Below are 16,420 nucleotides of genomic sequence, written 5' to 3' on the forward strand. Positions count from 1 at the left end.
ACCGCACATGCCCCTCGTCCCCACCGGCGAACTGATCGCCCGGGCCCGGTCCGCGGCCGGCGCCGTCGCCGCGTTCAACGTCATCACGCTGGAGCACGCGGAGGCCATCGCGGCGGGGGCCGAACGGGTGGGGCGGCCCGCGATCCTCCAGATCTCCGAGAACGCGGTGAAGTTCCACGGCGGCGACCTGTCCGCGATCGCCGCCGCCGCGGCCGCCGTCGCCCGCGCGTCCACCGCGCCGCTCGGCCTGCACCTGGACCACGTGGTCACCCCGGAGCTGCTGCGGGCCGCACACACCGAGGGCTTCAGCTCCGTGATGTTCGACGCGTCGAAGCTGTCCTACGGCGACAACGTCAAGGCGACCGCCGAGGCGGTGCGGTGGGGCCACGAGCGGGGCATCTGGGTCGAGGCGGAGCTGGGCCGGGTGGGCGGCAAGGACGGCGAACCTCCGCTGGACGCCCACGCCCCGGGCGTCCGCACGGACCCGTCGGAGGCCGCCGCGTACGTCGCCGACACCGGCGTCGACGCGCTGGCCGTCGCGGTCGGCTCCACGCACGCGATGACCGAACGCACGGCGGCCCTGGACCACACCCTGATCGCCGCCCTGAAGACGGCCGTCCCCGTCCCCCTGGTCCTGCACGGCTCCTCGGGCGTCCCGGACGCCGAACTGCGCGCGGCGATCGCGGCCGGCATGACCAAGATCAACATCGGTACGGCCCTGAACACTGCCTTCACCGGCGCGGTACGGGACTTCCTGGCCACCGACCCGGACACGGTGGACCCCCGCAAGTACCTCACCCCGGCGCGCGAGGCGATGACCGCGACGGTGGCGCACTTCCTGACGGTGACGGGTCCCTGACGGCGACCGGCCCTGAGCACCCCGGGGCGGCGCGTCAGTTGGGCCGGACCTCCAGCCAGTCGAGCAGGGCGTCGCACTGATTGCCCTGCTCGCAGGAGATCTTCAGCTCGTTCTCACCCTTCTTGAGGGTGACCGGCGCCCAGGTGGTCTGCCAGTTCTTCTCCAGGTTCGGGTCCGAGGAGCCGATGAAGTTCTTCAGGCCGAGCGGGTTGGAGTTGGGCTTGCCGTTGACGGTCAGGGTCGCGTTGGCGTCCTTCGCCGGAATGGCGTAGCGCACGTACAGCTTGTAGTCGCCCTCCTCCGGGACGTCCGCCTTCCACGTGACGGAGGCGCCCACGGCGTTGAAGCCGGTGACGTAGGCACCGTCGGCGCCCTCGGCGCCCTTCACGTCCTTGGCGAGCATCGCGGGCGGGCCGAGCTGGAGCGTCGCCGCGTCCTGCTTGGGGAGCTCGACGGGCTCGCCCGTGGGCTCGGAGGGCTTGGCGGTGGGGGACTCCTGGACCGAGGTGGGCGGCGCGGACTGGCTGCCGCCCGCGTCGGTGCCCTTGTCGTCGGAGCCGTTGTTCGTCATGACGGCGACCGTGATTCCGGTCACCACGACCGCGACGACCGCGAGCGCGCCGACCAGCAGGCCCTTGGTGTTGGGGCCGCCGCTGCGGCCGCCGCCACGCGGGGGCTGGGCCTGGGGCACCGGCCGGGTCCGGTCGCCGCCCGGGTAGGTCTCCGGGGCCGCGTACTGGGGGCTCGGCTGGGCGTACTGCTGCTGGTACTGCTGCTGCGGCGGCACCTGGGCACCGCCGTACTGGCGCTCGCCGACCGCCCTGACCTGGTTGTACGACGTCCTCGGCACCCCCGGCTGAGCGGCCGGACCCGGGTAGCCGTAGCCGCCCTGCCGCGGCGCCTGCGCGCCCGACGCCTGCCCGTCCGCGTACAGGTAGCCGAACGGATCGTCGTCCTCGGGCGTGCCCGCGCCGTTGCCGTTGTTACCGGCAGCCATCCCTGGTCACTCCTCATCCCTGCTCGCCAGCGGTCACCGACCCGGGCGAGCCTACCCCGAACGGTCTACCCCGCCCGGCGGTGAACCTTCGAGCGGGAGCGCTTCTCGATGTACATGCGCTGGTCAGCGGAGTTCAGGACCTCTTCGACGGACATTCCGCACTCCGCCCAGCCGATCCCGAAACTGGCCCCCACCCGCACCGCGCGCCCGTCCACCCGGATCGGCGGGATGATCGCGTTGCGGAGGCGTACGGCCAGGTCGGCGGCGTCGGCCGCGCCGAGCCCGTCGGCGAGGACGACGAACTCGTCACCGCCGAGCCGGGCCACGGTGTCCCCGTCCCGCACCCCGGCGGTCAGGCGGCGGGCCACCTCGATGAGCACGGCGTCACCGGTGTGGTGCCCGAACCGGTCGTTGATCGACTTGAAGCCGTCCAGGTCGCAGAAGAGGACCGCGAGGCCCTTTGTCCCGTCGTCGACCTCGCTGTCGGGCGCGACGGCGTGCACATGGTGGTCGTACGCGCCGCCGTCCGCGCCGTCGCCGAAGTCGAAGCCGTCCCCCCGGTAGGCGTGCTCGCCGTACTCGTACTCACCGCTGTCGTAGCTGCTGTCGTAGCTGTCGACGCCGCTGTCGACCGCGTGCGTCCCGGCCGCCGTCGCGCGCACCGCGTGCGGGCGGGAGCACAGCCGGGAGCTGAGCCGGGCGCGCAGCTCGGCGCTGTTGGGCAGGCCGGTCAGCGCGTCGTGCGAGGCGCGGTGCGCGAGCTGGAGCTCGTGGCGCTTGCGCTCCTCGATGTCCTCGACGTGGGTGAGCAGGAAGCGCGGCCCGTCGGCGGTGTCGGCGACCACCGAGTTGCGCAGGGACACCCACACATAGGTGCCGTCCCGGCGGGCGAGGCGCAGCTCGGCACGGCCGCCCTCGGCGGAGGTGCGCAGCAGGGTGCCGATGTCCTCGGGGTGGACCAGGTCGGCGAAGGAGTACCGGCGCATCACGGAGGAGGGGCGGCCGAGCAGCCGGCACAGCGCGTCGTTGGCGCGGAGCAGCCGGCCGTGCTGATCGCCGCCCATCTCGGCGATCGCCATGCCGGAGGGCGCGTACTCGAAGGCCTGGCGGAACGACTCTTCACTGGCGCGCAGCGCCTGCTGCTCGCGCTCCAGGCGGACCAGGGCCCGCTGCATGTTGGCCCGCAACCGGGCGTTGCTGATCGCGATGGCGGCCTGGGAGGCGTACATCTGGAGCGCCTCCTGGCCCCAGGGGCCGGGGCGGCGGCCGTTGCGCGGCCGGTCCACGGAGATGACGCCCAGGAGCTCACGGCCGCTGCCGGAGGCGTACATGGGGGCGTAGAGGCGGTCGCGGGGGTGCCACTCGTCCTCGAAGCGGGGCTCGGGTCCGTCGGTGTGCCACTGGGGCACGTCGTCCTCTATCAGGACCCAGCCCTCGGTGTGCGGGATGAAGCGGAGCTCGCCCCACGCCTCGCCCATGCTCAGGCGCCGTTCCCAGGAGGCGCGGGAGCCGACCCGGCCGGTGATGAGGGCCTCGGCGGCGGGGCTGCCGGAGAAGGCGGCGACAACCAGGTCACCGTCGGGGCGGACGAGGTTCACACAGGCCAGCTCGTAGCCGAGACCGGCGGTGACGCCGTCGGCGACGGTCTGCAGCGTGTCGGCCAGACTGCGGGCCGTGTTGAGGTTGGCGACGACCTGATGTAGTTGCCGCAGGGTCGCAAGACGGACGTACGGCTCCGACTCGGTCTCCATTGCTCGCTCTCCCCGAGACCTCGACAGCAACTCCAGGGTTCTCATCGGCGCTCGTGTTGCACTGTCCACGCCACTGAATCACAGCGAGCTGTGCCCCAGGTACACAGGGTCAACAAAACCTGCGCTCTGTGACTCAAGTCACAAAGGATGATGTTGGTTGCGGGAGCCACACGAACTGCGGGTAACCGGCCGTTGAACTCCTCGCGAAGGCACAGTATGGGCCCCGCCGGGCCGTGGTCCTAGGACCACGGGACGGACCACGGGCTGGTCCTCCGGCCCGATGCGGGAGCGGTGGGGGCGAGGTTAGCGTTCCTGGTGTGTTGCCGACGACCCAGCCTCCCGCCCTCGCCGTCCCTCATCCTGAGGGGGTGAGCAACGACGAGTTCCGTGCCGCGATGTCCCGGCTGGCCGCCGGTGTGGTGCTGGTGACGGCCCACGACCCCGACGAGGGCCCACGGGGCGAGGACGTCGGCATGACGGCGACGGCCTTCCTGTCGGTGTCACTGGACCCGCCGCTGGTGCTGGTGAGCCTCCGCGAGGGCTCCCGCATGGACGACCTGCTCGCGGAGCAGCCGCTGTGGGGCGTGTCGATCCTCGCCGAGGGGCAGCGGCAGATCGCGGGCCGGTTCGCGATGAAGGGCCGCGTCAGCGACCGGCTGCTGTTCGCGGACATCCCCACCACCCGGGGCGAGGCGACCGGCGCGCTGCTGGTGAACGGGGCGCTGGCGACCCTGGAGTGCCGCACGGAACAGCGCGTGACGGCGGGCGACCACACCCTGGTCATCGCCCGCGTCCTGTCGGTCGGCTTCCCCCCAGCCGACAGCTCCGGCCCCCTCACCTACTTCCGCGGCAATTACCGGCACCTGTCCTGACGGCGGTCCCTCCCGTTGTGGGCAGTCGTCCCGCAGGGCGATGGGGGTCCCCCTGCTCGAGCGAAGCCGAGAGAGCTTGGGGGGAGGTGGGCACAACGGGACGGGGGCGGCGCCCGGCGGGACAGGGGCGGCGCCCGGCCCCGGTGACCCCGGGCGCGGGTCGTACTACGTCCAGTCGCGGGACGACCGGCCCCGCTTCGTCTCGGAGCGCTGCTTCTTCTGCCGCAGGCGGCGTTCGTTGATGCCGCGCGGGATCTTCGTCGGGCGGCGCGGCTTCGGCGGCGGGGCCGTCGCCTCGGCGAGCAGGGACGCGAGGCGCACCGCCGCCGTCTCGCGGTTGCGCCACTGCGAGCGGTGCTCGGACGCCCGCACGGTGAGCACCCCGCCGACCAGCCGCGAGGCCAGCCGCTCCAGCGCGCGTTCCTTCCAGACCGGTGGCAGCGCCTCCGTGCCCGCCAGGTCGAAGCGCAGCTCCACCTGGGAGTCGCTGGTGTTGACGTGCTGCCCGCCCGGCCCGGACGACCTGGAGAAACGCCACATCAACTCGGCCTCCGGCAGGCAGACCGAACCACGGATGACATAGGGACCGGACATGCCCCCCATGGTCCCTGTCGGACCACGGTCACGTCACCCCGTTTTGCGTTCACGGAACCACTCCGCCGTGCGGCGCGTTATCCCGTACGACGTACGGACGACGAAAGGGCATTTCCATGGCTGTAAGCCTGTCCAAGGGCGGCAACGTCTCGCTGACCAAGGAGGCGCCGGGTCTGACCGCCGTCACTGTGGGCCTCGGCTGGGACGTCCGTACCACCACCGGCACCGACTTCGACCTCGACGCCTCCGCGATCGGCGTGGACGGGGCGGGCAAGGTCGCCTCCGACGCCCACTTCGTCTTCTTCAACAACAAGTCCACCCCGGACCAGACCATCGTCCACACCGGTGACAACCGCACCGGCGAGGGCGGCGGCGACGACGAGCAGATCAACGTCAACCTGGCGGGTCTGCCGGCCAACGTGGAGAAGATCGTCTTCCCGGTCTCCATCTACGACGCGGTCAACCGCTCGCAGAACTTCGGCCAGGTCCGCAACGCCTACATCCGCATCGTCAACCAGGCCGGCGGCGCCGAGATCGCCCGCTACGACCTGAGCGAGGACGCCGCCACCGAGACCGCCATGGTCTTCGGCGAGCTGTACCGCCACGGCGCCGAGTGGAAGTTCCGCGCCGTCGGCCAGGGCTACGCCTCCGGCCTGGAGGGCATCGCCCGCGACTTCGGCGTCAACATCTGACGGACGGCACCGGTTGTGGCCCCGGCGGCGAAGTCCGCGCCGGGGCCCTACTGTTTCCGGCATGATCGTCGAACCGCTGGAGGTCGGCGAGGGCGCTGCCCTGCCCGGCCCGCTCCTCACCGAGCTCACCGAGCTGTACGCGTCCAACCGGGAGTTCCAGCAGCTCAGCGGGGACTTCCCGGACCCCGACGACATCCGGCCCGAGCAGGTCGCCGCCTCGCTCGCCGAGGAGCTGTCCCACCCGGACACCGAGGTGCTGCTGGCCCGTTCGGCCGGGCACGTCATCGGTGTCTCGGTGACGCGGGCGCATCACCCGGACGACCCCGACGACCCCGACCCCTGGATCGGGCTGCTGATGGTGCACGCCCGGGACCACCGCGTCGGCTTCGGCCGCGAGCTGGCCGAGATCGTCGAGAAGCGGTTCCGGGAGAGGGGACGGCGGGGAATCAAGCTCGCCGTGCTGGAGAACAACGTGAAGGCCATCGCCTTCTGGTCGGCACTGGGGTACGAGGAGATCGACCGCCGCCCGGACGCGCGGCTCGGCCGTGACTGCGTCGTCATGCGGAAGGATCTGTAGGGCGGTCCTCGCCGTACAGCCAGGTGTCCCACAGGTCGGTCAGGTCCGCGTCGGCTTCCTTCTCCACGTAGGTGATGAAGTCCTCCGTCGAGGCGTTGCCGTGCCGGTGCTCGGCCGGCCAGCCCCGCAGGATGCGGAAGAAGACGTCGTCGCCGACGGCCCGGCGGAGCCGGTGGAGCACCATCGCGCCCCGGCCGTACACCGGCGGGCCCGAGATGTCGGCGGCCGTGGGCGGCTCGGCGGGCGGGAACGCCCAGTTCTCGTCGTCGGCGAACGCCTCGTCGAAGCTCTTCCGGACGGGCTTGTCCCCGAAGTCCTCGGCGTACAGCCACTCCGCGTACGTCGCGAAGCTCTCGTTCAGCCACATGTCCCGCCAGGACTCCGGTGACACCGAGTTGCCGTACCACTGGTGGGCGAGCTCGTGGACGAGCGTCGAGGCGTCGAAGGTGCCCTGTCCGAAGAACGGCCTGCCCTGTGTCTCCAGCGCGTACCCCACGTCGAGCCCCGGGTCGACGATCGCGCCGGTGGAGGAGAAGGGATACGGGCCGAAGTTCTCCGCCGCCCATGCGAGCAGCTCCGGGATACGGGCCAATAGCGCGGGGTTTCCGCGGGCGGCGGTGTGGACCGGAATCCCGGACGGGGTACGGGAGGTCTTCGTCTCGTACCGGCCGATGGCGAGTGTCGCGAGGTAGCTCGCCATCGGCTCGGCGGAGCGCCAGGTGAAGGTGGTGCGGTCGCCGGTGGTGCGATGTCCCGTCAGTTCGCCGTTGGAGACGGCTTGGAGGCCCTTGGGGACGGTGACGGTGACCGTGTACGCGGCCTTGTCGGACGGGTGGTGGTTGCCGGGGAACCAGGCCGTGGAACCGGTCGGTTCGCCCAGCGCGACCGCCCCGTCGGCGGTCCTCAGCCAGCCCTCCCGCGCCCCTTCGGCGTCGGTGATCGTGGCGGGCGTACCGGAGTAGCGGATGACGGTACGGAAGGTGTCGCCGCTCTTCAGGTCCGCCCCGGGGCGCAGCGTGACCTCGGCGCCCTCGCGCCGCACGGCGGCGGGCTCACCGTCCACGGTGGCGCTGTGGACGGTGAGCCCGGTGAGGTCGAGGTTGAAGGCGCTGAGGGCCTGAGTGGCGCGGGCCGTGATGTCGGCGGTGCCGGTGAGGCGGCCGGTGCCCGGCTCGTAGGCGAGCGTCAGGGCGTAGTGGCGTACGTCGTAGCCGCCGTTGCCGAGCTGCGGGAAGTACGGGTCGCTCAGCCCGGCCGCTCCGGGCCTGCCGCGCGCGCCGTCCTCCTCGCCGGTGCAGCCGGTGGAGGTGACGGCGAGGAGAACGGCGGCGGCGAGAGCCAAGGGGCGGCGTAGGTCCACTCCATGATCGTATGGGCGGACCGGCCGCTTCAGCGGGTGAGCGCGGCCACACCCGCCTGGGCGAACTTCTCGTCCAGGGCGCCGCTGGGCGCACCGGCCACGCCGATGCCGGCGATCGGGGCGCCCTTGGCGGCGACGGGGGCACCGCCCGCGAGGAACAGGGTGCCGGGGATGTCCTTCAGGTTCGGGGCGGTCTCCAGCCGCTTGACCAGCTCGGACGTCGGCGCGTTCCACGACACGGCGGTGAACGCCTTGCGGACGGCCGACTCGTAGGACTGCGGGCCGGCGCCGTCGCCGCGCAGGGTGACGACCGTGTTGCCGTTGCGGTCGACGACGGCCACCGTGACGCGCTGGTTCTCCTGCTCGGCGGCGTCCAGGGCGGCCTGGGCGGCCCGGGTGGCGGCGTCGATCGTCAGGTGCGTGGACTGCGTCAGGTCGCGGGGGTGGGCGGCGTCGGCGGCAGCCGTGGCGGGCGCCTGGGCGGGCTCGGCGGCGTTCGCGGACATGGCGCCGAAGGTGCCTGCGCCGAGCGCGGCGGCGGCGACGGTGCCGGTCAGGAGGCGGGCGCGCAGCGACATCTTCTTCGTGGAGTGCTTCGTCATGCCTTCGATGCTGGGGGCACGACAGGGGGCCCGGGGTCAGCCGATCGGTTGATGCCCGGGCGGCGGGCGCGGGTGAGGATGGGACCTGATTCCGGTGAGGACCGGATTCCGGTACGAGGAGTGGTGGACGTGGAGCAGGACCCCGACGCCCGCTGGCTGGCCCGGGTGATGCACGCCGCGTTCTTCGCGCTGCTCGGCGCCTCGCTGGTCCGATTCCTGCTGCGGCACCCGTGGCTGGACCTGGGCCCGTGGGTGGTGGCGCTGTCGGCGGCGCTGGCGGTGCTGTACGTGCTGCCCGTGCCGCGCGAACTGCCGTGGCTGGGCACGGTCGTCGCCGTGTGGATGGTGCTGGTGGTGCTGGCGCCGAGCTTCGCCTGGTGCGCGGTCCCGCTGTTCTACACCGGGCTGCGTACGCTGCGCCCGCGCGCCGCGCTCGTGCTGGTCGCCCTGCTGACGGTCTTCGTCGTGACCGCCCAGCTCAGACTGGCCGACGGCGCCCTGGACCCGAACCTGCTGGTCGCCCCGCCCGCCGTCGCGGCCATCGCCACCGCCGTGTTCGTGCACGCCCAGCGGCAGGCGGAGCGGCTGGCCGCCACCGAGCGGCGCGAGGGCGTCCTCGCCGAACGGCAGCGGCTGTCGATGGAGATCCACGACAGCCTCACCCAGGGCCTGTCCAGCCAGCGGATGCTGCTCCAGGCCGCCGACCGCACCTGGGACACCGACCCGGCGGCCGCCCGCCGCCATGTCCGTACGGCCGCGTCGATCGCCGAGCACAGCCTGGCCGAGGCCCGCCGGTTCGTGCACGACCTGGCGCCCGCCGACCTCGCCGGGGGCGGCGGCCTGGAGGAGGCGCTGCGCCGGCTTGCCGCCCGCGAGTCGGCGCAGTTCCCGGTCGGTTTCCGGGTGGACGGCCCGCCGGTCGACCTGCCGGACCGGGTGACTTCGGCCCTGCTGCGGATCGCGCAGGGCGCCCTCGCCAACGTACGGGAGCACGCCGGGGCGACGTCCGCCGCGCTGACCCTCACCTACCTGGACGACCAGGTCGTCCTCGACGTCGCCGACGACGGGCGCGGCTTCGAGGCCGGGTCCGTGGCGCGGGACGGTGTACGCGGGCACGGGCTGCCCGCGATCCGGGCCCGCGCCGAGCAGCTCGGCGGCACCCTCACCGTCGAGTCCGCGCCCGGCGAGGGCACGGTCCTGTCCGTGTCGATCCCCCTGGAGGCCCCCCGGTGACCGTACGCATCCTGCTGTGCGACGACCACGCCGTCGTACGCGCCGGGCTCCTCGCGCTGCTCGGCAGCGCGCCCGGCATCGAGGTCGTCGGCGAGGCGGGCAGCGGCGAGGAGGCCGTGGCGACGGCGGCCAAGCTGCGGCCGGACGTCGTCCTGATGGACCTCCAGCTCGGGCCCGGCATCGACGGCGTGGAGGCCACGCGCCGTATCACCGCCACCCTTCCGGGGGTCCGGGTCCTGGTCCTCACCACGTACGACACGGACGCCGACGTCACCCGCGCGATCGGCGCGGGCGCCACCGGCTACCTCCTGAAGGCCGAGCGCCCCGAGGAGCTGTTCGCGGCCATCCACGCGGCGGCCGAGGGGCGTCGGGCGCTGAGCCGCGTCGTCCCCCGGGACCGTGCCCCGGCCCTCACCGACCGCGAGCGCGACATCCTGGGCCAGCTCGCCCGCGGCCTGGGCAACCGGGAGATCGCCCGCGCCCTGTTCATCAGCGAGGCGACGGTCAAGACCCACCTGGGCCGCATCTACGCCAAGCTGGGCGTCGACACGAGAGCGGGCGCCGTCGCCGTCGCCAAGGAACAGCGCCTGCTGCCGTGACGGGTCAGAACGCCCCGGTGTCGAGTTCGAAGCCGAGCGGCTCGGGAAGGGGAACCACCTCGCCCAGCTTGTAGGCCACCTTGGTGCCGTAATCCTCGCCGGAGGGCTCGGTGCACACGACGGCCTGCTCGGCCTCGCGGTCGATGAGCAGGTAGACCGGGATGCCCGCGCGGGCGTAGCCGCGGATCTTCTTCACCCGGTCGTTGCCCGCGGTGGAGCGGGAGGTGACCTCGGCGACGAGCAGCACGGGGGAGGGGTCGTGGTACTCGGCCTGATCGGCGAAGCTCCCCTTGGGCGCGAGGACGATGTCCGGTTCGACCTTGCCGCTGACGGACGCGCCGGGCAGGAAGAGCCCGATGCCGGTGTAGGAGCGGATGTGGTGCTCCTTCCGCCGTTGGACGACCTGGTCGGTCACCTCGGACACGATCTCTTCGTGCTCTCCATTGGCAGGAGGCGTCACGTGGATCTCCCCTTCGAACAACTCCACGCGCCAGCCCCGGGGGGCAACCGCACTGAACATGCCGAAGGCTTCCTCCACGGACAGGCCCGGGACCTGGTTCTTGAGCAGCTCGGCCAGGGCCCGGTAGTCGGCCGGCTCGTGCGGCTCGTGCTCGGGAACGGGCAGCGCCACGGTGGACCTCCTTCGATTACGGAGCGACGCTCTCAGCGTAGGCCGCCCCCTCGCGGGGCGATCGGAAGTCGCTCACTCGCACGTGCGAGCGCACGCCCCGGGCGTGACACCATCGAGTACGTGCTCGACATTGGCTACTCCCTCTCCCGCCGCTTCCCGGATCCGCCGCAGACGGATTACCGGCACGCGGATGTCCACGCGCTGCGGCACGACCTGTTCTGCGGTGACGTGTACGTCGCGGACACCAAGGCCGACCGGGAAGTATCCACAGCCTGGGGATGGGTACCGGTGCTCGACTTCGCGTGGGCGCTGTGCGACATCGTCGAGCAGCTCGACCGCGACCCGCGCGGCAGCCGGTCCGCGCGGCCGCAGTACGCCGAGCTGGACTTCACCGAGTCCACGGACCGGATGCTCTTCGAGCGCCGGTTCGGCTGGGTGGACGTCGAGGCCGACTGGATGCCGGCCGAGGAGCCCCCGCTCACGTTCAGCCACGCGGCGCTGCGCCGGGAGGCCCGCGACTTCCTCCACGACCTGATCGCCGACCTCACCGACATGCACGAGGGGCTCGCGGACAACCCGGTGATCTGGACCCTCCAGTCCCGCTTCCCCCGCGTCCCCTGACGCCCCCTGACACCCCTTGACCTCAAGCGCGCTTGAGGTTGGAGGCTCTTCTCCGTACCCCAGCCGTACCCGCAGCAGAGGAGAGCCCACCATGCGCGCCGTCCGACTCCACGCCTTCGGCCCCGCCGAGAACCTCACCTACGAGGAGACGCCCGACCCCACCCCCGCCCCCGGCCAGGTCCGGATCGCCGTCACGGCCGCCGGCGTGCACCTGCTGGACACCGCGCTGCGCCAGGGCCTGACCGGCCCGTACCCCGCCCCCGCCGAACTGCCCACCGTCCCCGGCCGCGAGGTCGCGGGCACGGTCGACGCGCTCGGCGAGGGCACCGACCCAGGCTGGCTCGGCAAGCGCGTCGTCGCCCACCTCGGCATGACCCCCGGTGGCTACGCCGAGCTCGCCGTCACCGACGCCGCCAGACTCCACGAGATCCCGTCCGCCCTCGACGACGCCGAGGCCGTCGCAATGATCGGCACCGGCCGCACCACGATGGGCATCCTCCAGTTCGCCGAACTCGGCCCGGGCAGCGTCGCCCTGGTCACCGCCGCCGCCGGCGGCATCGGCACGCTCCTCGTCCAGTACGCCAAGAACGCCGGCGCCACCGTCATCGGCCTCGCCGGCGGCCCCGAGAAGGTCGCCCGCGTCCGGGCGAACGGCGCCGACCTCGCCGTCGACTACACGCTCCCCGACTGGGCGGACCAGGTCCGCGCCCGCCTCGGGGACAGGACGGCCACCGTCGTCTTCGACTCCGTCGGCGGCGCCACCGGCCGCACCGCCGTCGGCCTCCTCGGCAAGGGCGGACACCACCTCGTCTTCGGCTGGGCGGGCAAGGGCCCGCACGACGGCGAACCCCTCACCTTCACCGACGAGGAGCTCGCCGAACGGGCCATCACCTCCCGGTCCGTGCTCGGACCGGTGATGCTCCAGAAGGCCGGCGGCGACATACGCACCCTGGAGCTCCGCTCCCTCGCCGAAGCAGCCGCCGGCCGCCTCCGCCCCGCCGTCCAGCGCTTCCCGCTCGCCGAGGCCGCCGCCGCCCACCGCGCCCTGGAGACCCGCGCCACGATGGGCAAGGTGGTCCTGGTCCCCTGACCCCGCCGGGTGAACCCGCGTAACGGAACCGGCGCAGTCCCCGGCGTGGAGCGGGCCCCGGCGGCACCCCGCTCCCGCACCATCCAAGCCCACCTAGCCGGAGGCAAGGATGACCACCCGCACCACGCGACCACGCGCCGCCAAGAGACCCCCCACCGCCCTGTACGCACTGAGCGCCCTGTCCCTGCTCCTCCTGTGGACCGTCACCACGGCCCACGCCACCCCACCCACCGCCGCACCGGCCGAAAAAGCCCCACCACCCACGTCCCCCATCACCCACTGCGCCCCCGGTGGCACCCTCCGCGGCCCGCACGGCCAGTACGCCGACATCGCCCTGTGCGTCACCAACACCGGCGCCACCATGACCGTGTCGGCCGCCGCCACCTGCCGCCGGGGCACCACCGGGGCCCGCCCCGTCTGCCGCACGTCCGGCACCTGGACCGCCCACCGCCACGGCAGCCCCGCCGCCACGCCCACCGCCACCGGCACCCTCGCCGGCCGCGCCGACTACCCGGGCCCCGGCACGTACGACATCGGCGCCACCGTCCACGTACGCTCCGACCCCGCCGGAACCGACCTGCGCGGACAGGTACGCGCCACCGTCACCCTCACCGACGCCAAGCCACAGCCCACCCACCGCGTCGACGTCACCCCGGCACACCGCACCCTGAAGCCCGGCGTCACCACCACCCTCACCTACACCGTCGCCCGCGTCAGCGACCACGGCGACGGCAGCGCCCGCCTCGGCCTCATCGGCGAGGAGGCCACCGGCATCGAACTCACCTCGCCCGACCGCCGCTGCGTCAACCCGCTCCCCGGCCGCTACCCCTCCACCACCCGGAGCCTGTACGCACTGGACTGCGCCCTCACCGACCTCCAGCCGGGCCGGCCCACCACCGTCACCGTCCGGGCCACCCTCAAGTCCGCCTGCTCCACCGTCGTGTCCAAGCTGGGTTACTGGACGCCCAGGGGCCAGGAGAGCACCGGCGGGATGCTCACCGGCCCCACCGTCACCTGCACCCCCACCTGATCACGAGCCCAGCTCCGCCAGCGCCCCGTCGGTCAGCCGGTACACCGTCCACTCGTCCTGCGGCCGCGCGCCCAGCGACTCGTAGAAGTCGATCGACGGGGTGTTCCAGTTCAGGACGGACCACTCCAGCCGCTCGTACCCCCGCGCCACACAGATCCGCGCCAGCTCCCGCAGCAGCGCCTTGCCGTACCCGCCACCCCGAAGCTCGGGCCGCACGTACAGGTCCTCCAGGTAGACGCCGTGGACCCCGCGCCACGTCGAGAAGTTCAGGAACCACAGCGCGAAGCCCGCGACCTCGCCCTCCTCCGTCTCCGCGATGTGCGCGAACGCGGCGGGCCGCTCGCCGAACAGCGCCTCCCGCAGTTGCTCCTCGCTCGCGCGCACCTCGTCCAGGGCCTTCTCGTACTCGGCGAGCTCACGGACCATCGCGTAAATGGCGGGTACGTCATCGACAACAGCGCTACGAATCATGACCGCAGCCTAAGGACCACCGCTCCGGCACCACCGCCCCAGCCCCAGCACCCCCAGCCCTACCGCCCCAGCAGCAGCCGCCCCACCACCACCCGCTCACCCTCCAGCACCGTCTCCCCGTCCTCCACGTCCCACAAGGAGTCCTGCAACACCCGCCCCAGCGTCCACGCCCTCGCCCGCTCCCGGTCCAGCCCCAGCACCTCCGTCATCAGATCGAAGCGCCACAGCACGTCCCCCGCGTCGAACCGGTTGAACAGCGACGGCAGCAGTTCGAAACCCGGGTCCCCCGCCAGCGGCTTCGGGTCGATCGCCAGCCACGGCTCGCGGCCCGAGGCCAGGACGTTGTCGAAGTGCAGGTCCCAGTGGAGCAGCCGGTCCCCCGGCTCGCCCGCCACCTCCCGAACCGCCGCCGCGCAGTCCCGCAGCAACCGCCGGTCCTCCTCGCGCTCCAGCTCCGCCACCGCGTCCGGCACGTCGTCGAGCATCTCGGCCGCGATGTCGCCCAGGCTCCGCATCCCCGCCGGCGCCTCCACGGCCACCAGCCGCGCCATCAGCTCCGCCAGGATCCGCGTGGCCTCTTTCGGGTCCTCCACCGACGACAGCGACCGTCCCTGGTCCAGCCACTCCAGCAGCAGCGTCCCCGTCCCGGCGTCCTCCCTCAGCAGCCGCACCGCGCCCGCGCCGTCCCACGCCCGCAGCGCGGCGCCCTCCCCCTCGCTCTCCTCGTCCAGCAGTTGGAGCTTCAGCGCGGCGCGCGTGCCGTCCCCCGCCACGACCGGGAGCACCAGGGCCGACCATCCGTGCATCGCCGGGCCCGTGGGCCGCAGCCCCCACTCCCGAAGGAACCGCTCGGTCCGCCCGGGCAGCTCCGCGATGAACGCCCGGCCCTCCTCGCCGTTGGTCTCGCTCTGGACCCGCGCCAGCTCCGCCGGAACCTCGATCACTCCACACCCCATCCGATAACGTCCACACCCACCCACTGGCGATGGACCCAAGGAACCACATGAGCACCGTCAACGGCGGCATATCGTTCTGGTACGCACAGGAGGGCGCCCCCGCTCCCCGGGAGCCCCTCCCCGGCGACACCACGGCCGACGTCTGCATCGTCGGCGGCGGCTACACCGGCCTGTGGACCGCGTACTACCTGAAGAAGGCCGTCCCCTTCCTCAACATCATCGTGCTGGAAGGGAAGTTCTGCGGCTACGGTGCTTCCGGCCGCAATGGTGGCTGGCTCTACAACGGCATCGCCGGCCGCGACCGCTACGCCAAGGCGCACGGCCACGAGGCCGCCGTACGCCTCCAGCAGGCGATGAACGACACCGTCGCCGAAGTCGTCAAGGTCGCGTCCGACGAGAACATCGACGCCGACATCCACCAGGGCGGCGTCCTCGAAGTGGCCTACGGCCCCGCCCAGTTGGCCCGCCTCAAGGCGTTCCACTCCGTCGAGGTGGCCTTCGGCGAGACCGATCGCGAGCTGTACGGCGCCCGCGAGACCGCCGCCCGCGTCCGCGTCACCGGCGCCGTCGGGTCGAGCTGGACCCCGCACGGCGCCCGCGTCCACCCGGTCAAACTGGTCAAGGGCCTCGCCGCCACCGTCGAAGCCCTCGGCGTCACGATCCACGAGTCGACCCCGGTCACCCAGATCAAGCCGAAGCACGCCCTCACCCCGTACGGCACGGTCCGCGCCCCCTACGTCCTCCGCTGCACCGAGGGCTTCACCGCGAGCATCAAGGGCCACAAGCGCACCTGGCTCCCCATGAACTCCTCCATGATCGCCACCGAGCCCCTCCCCCAGGAGCTGTGGGACGACATCGGCTGGACCGGCCGCGAAGCCCTCGGCGACATGGCCCACGCCTACATGTACGCCCAGCGCACCGCCGACGACCGCATCGCCCTCGGCGGCCGCGGCATCCCCTACCGCTACGGCTCCCGCACCGACAACGACGGCCGCACCCAGCCCGCCACCATCGACGCCCTCCGCGAGATCCTCATCCGCCTCTTCCCCCAGCTCGCCGGCGTCCCCGTCGCCCACGCCTGGTCCGGCGTCCTCGGCGTCCCCCGCGACTGGTGCGCCACCGTCACCCTCGACCGCTCCACCGGCCTCGGCTGGGCCGGCGGCTACGTCGGCTCCGGGGTCGCCACCGCCAACCTCGCCGCCCGCACCCTCCGCGACCTGATCCAGCAGGACTCCGGCCAGTCCGGCCCCACCGACCTCACCACCCTCCCCTGGGTGAACCACAAGGTCCGCTCATGGGAGCCCGAACCCCTCCGCTGGCTCGGCGTCCAGACCCTCTACGCCGCCTACCGCACCGCCGACCGCCGCGAAGCCACCACCCACACCCCCACCACCGACCGCCTCGCCGCCCTCGCCGACCGCGTCTGCGGCCGCCACTGACCCCGGACACGCGTAAAGGCCCCGGACGGATCGTCCGGGGCCTTGT

18 protein-coding genes are annotated in these 16,420 nt (G+C 72.7%); 10 read left to right on the forward strand and 8 right to left on the reverse strand.

All coding sequences use genetic code 11. The features are described from left to right. Window positions 1-7 precede the first annotated feature (7 nt). On the forward strand, window positions 8-859 hold the full coding sequence (locus AB0J57_RS17125; protein ID WP_366128962.1) for a class II fructose-bisphosphate aldolase: 852 nt from the start codon (window positions 8-10) through the stop codon (window positions 857-859). 34 nt (window positions 860-893) lie between these two features. On the opposite strand, the gene AB0J57_RS17130 is transcribed toward AB0J57_RS17125, so the two are convergent. Both AB0J57_RS17130 and cdgB read right to left on the reverse strand, forming a co-directional pair. After that, window positions 894-1,856, reverse strand: a complete 963-nt coding sequence (locus AB0J57_RS17130; RefSeq protein ID WP_366128963.1) for a CBM35 domain-containing protein — start codon at window positions 1,854-1,856, stop codon at window positions 894-896. Window positions 1,857-1,921: 65 nt separating this feature from the next. Then, complete coding sequence (cdgB, locus tag AB0J57_RS17135) at window positions 1,922-3,607, reverse strand: diguanylate cyclase CdgB (protein ID WP_366128964.1); 1,686 nt, start codon at window positions 3,605-3,607, stop codon at window positions 1,922-1,924. Between the two features lie 317 nt (window positions 3,608-3,924). Here cdgB and AB0J57_RS17140 point away from each other — a divergent pair, with 317 nt between their 5' ends. Continuing rightward, the gene (locus AB0J57_RS17140; RefSeq protein WP_366128965.1) at window positions 3,925-4,479 is read left to right on the forward strand and encodes a flavin reductase family protein; all 555 of its coding nucleotides are present in this window, start codon (window positions 3,925-3,927) and stop codon (window positions 4,477-4,479) included. A 165-nt stretch (window positions 4,480-4,644) separates the two neighbouring features. Here AB0J57_RS17140 and arfB read toward each other — a convergent pair whose 3' ends face one another. Further along, window positions 4,645-5,082: an alternative ribosome rescue aminoacyl-tRNA hydrolase ArfB gene (gene arfB, locus AB0J57_RS17145; RefSeq protein WP_366128966.1), complete on the reverse strand. Its 438-nt coding sequence runs from the start codon at window positions 5,080-5,082 to the stop codon at window positions 4,645-4,647. Window positions 5,083-5,189: 107 nt separating this feature from the next. Between arfB and AB0J57_RS17150 the strand changes: the two genes are divergently transcribed. Then, complete coding sequence (locus tag AB0J57_RS17150; RefSeq protein ID WP_366128967.1) at window positions 5,190-5,765, forward strand: TerD family protein; 576 nt, start codon at window positions 5,190-5,192, stop codon at window positions 5,763-5,765. A 61-nt stretch (window positions 5,766-5,826) separates the two neighbouring features. Then, window positions 5,827-6,342 (forward strand): GNAT family N-acetyltransferase, encoded by a 516-nt coding sequence (locus tag AB0J57_RS17155; RefSeq protein WP_366128968.1) that lies wholly within the window; start codon window positions 5,827-5,829, stop codon window positions 6,340-6,342. On the opposite strand, the gene AB0J57_RS17160 is transcribed toward AB0J57_RS17155, so the two are convergent. Beyond that, window positions 6,323-7,702 carry a M1 family metallopeptidase gene (locus tag AB0J57_RS17160; protein WP_366128969.1) on the reverse strand — a complete coding sequence of 460 codons (1,380 nt, stop codon included), beginning with the start codon at window positions 7,700-7,702 and terminating at the stop codon, window positions 6,323-6,325. The two genes, AB0J57_RS17155 and AB0J57_RS17160, sit on opposite strands and share 20 nt — an antisense overlap. A gap of 29 nt (window positions 7,703-7,731) precedes the next feature. Then, the gene (locus AB0J57_RS17165; RefSeq protein WP_366128970.1) at window positions 7,732-8,304 is read right to left on the reverse strand and encodes a heme-binding protein; all 573 of its coding nucleotides are present in this window, start codon (window positions 8,302-8,304) and stop codon (window positions 7,732-7,734) included. Between the two features lie 78 nt (window positions 8,305-8,382). Here AB0J57_RS17165 and AB0J57_RS17170 point away from each other — a divergent pair, with 78 nt between their 5' ends. Then, window positions 8,383-9,537, forward strand: coding sequence for a sensor histidine kinase (locus AB0J57_RS17170; RefSeq protein WP_366128971.1), 1,155 nt, complete (start codon window positions 8,383-8,385; stop codon window positions 9,535-9,537). Continuing rightward, window positions 9,534-10,136 (forward strand): response regulator transcription factor, encoded by a 603-nt coding sequence (locus AB0J57_RS17175; protein WP_366128972.1) that lies wholly within the window; start codon window positions 9,534-9,536, stop codon window positions 10,134-10,136. The genes AB0J57_RS17170 and AB0J57_RS17175 overlap by 4 nt, the downstream gene beginning before the upstream one ends. Window positions 10,137-10,140: 4 nt before the next feature. Here AB0J57_RS17175 and AB0J57_RS17180 read toward each other — a convergent pair whose 3' ends face one another. Further along, window positions 10,141-10,767 carry a Uma2 family endonuclease gene (locus AB0J57_RS17180; protein WP_366128973.1) on the reverse strand — a complete coding sequence of 209 codons (627 nt, stop codon included), beginning with the start codon at window positions 10,765-10,767 and terminating at the stop codon, window positions 10,141-10,143. A gap of 120 nt (window positions 10,768-10,887) precedes the next feature. Between AB0J57_RS17180 and AB0J57_RS17185 the strand changes: the two genes are divergently transcribed. The 3 genes from AB0J57_RS17185 (at window position 10,888) to AB0J57_RS17195 (ending at window position 13,508) form a co-directional block, all read left to right on the forward strand. Further along, entirely contained in the window at window positions 10,888-11,388 is a 501-nt protein-coding gene (locus tag AB0J57_RS17185) for a hypothetical protein (protein ID WP_366128974.1), read from the forward strand. A 91-nt stretch (window positions 11,389-11,479) separates the two neighbouring features. Beyond that, complete coding sequence (locus tag AB0J57_RS17190) at window positions 11,480-12,478, forward strand: zinc-binding dehydrogenase (protein ID WP_366128975.1); 999 nt, start codon at window positions 11,480-11,482, stop codon at window positions 12,476-12,478. A gap of 109 nt (window positions 12,479-12,587) precedes the next feature. Continuing rightward, complete coding sequence (locus AB0J57_RS17195) at window positions 12,588-13,508, forward strand: hypothetical protein (RefSeq protein ID WP_366128976.1); 921 nt, start codon at window positions 12,588-12,590, stop codon at window positions 13,506-13,508. On the opposite strand, the gene AB0J57_RS17200 is transcribed toward AB0J57_RS17195, so the two are convergent. Continuing rightward, window positions 13,509-13,979, reverse strand: coding sequence for a GNAT family N-acetyltransferase (locus AB0J57_RS17200; RefSeq protein ID WP_366128978.1), 471 nt, complete (start codon window positions 13,977-13,979; stop codon window positions 13,509-13,511). A gap of 59 nt (window positions 13,980-14,038) precedes the next feature. After that, window positions 14,039-14,923: an aminoglycoside phosphotransferase family protein gene (locus AB0J57_RS17205; protein ID WP_366128980.1), complete on the reverse strand. Its 885-nt coding sequence runs from the start codon at window positions 14,921-14,923 to the stop codon at window positions 14,039-14,041. Window positions 14,924-14,982: 59 nt separating this feature from the next. On the opposite strand from AB0J57_RS17205, the gene AB0J57_RS17210 reads away from it, so the two are divergent. Then, on the forward strand, window positions 14,983-16,374 hold the full coding sequence (locus AB0J57_RS17210; protein WP_366128981.1) for an FAD-dependent oxidoreductase: 1,392 nt from the start codon (window positions 14,983-14,985) through the stop codon (window positions 16,372-16,374). The last annotated feature ends 46 nt before the right edge of the window (window positions 16,375-16,420 follow it).

It is taken from the genome of Streptomyces sp. NPDC049837, from assembly GCF_040674455.1.
GTDB lineage: Bacteria > Actinomycetota > Actinomycetes > Streptomycetales > Streptomycetaceae > Streptomyces.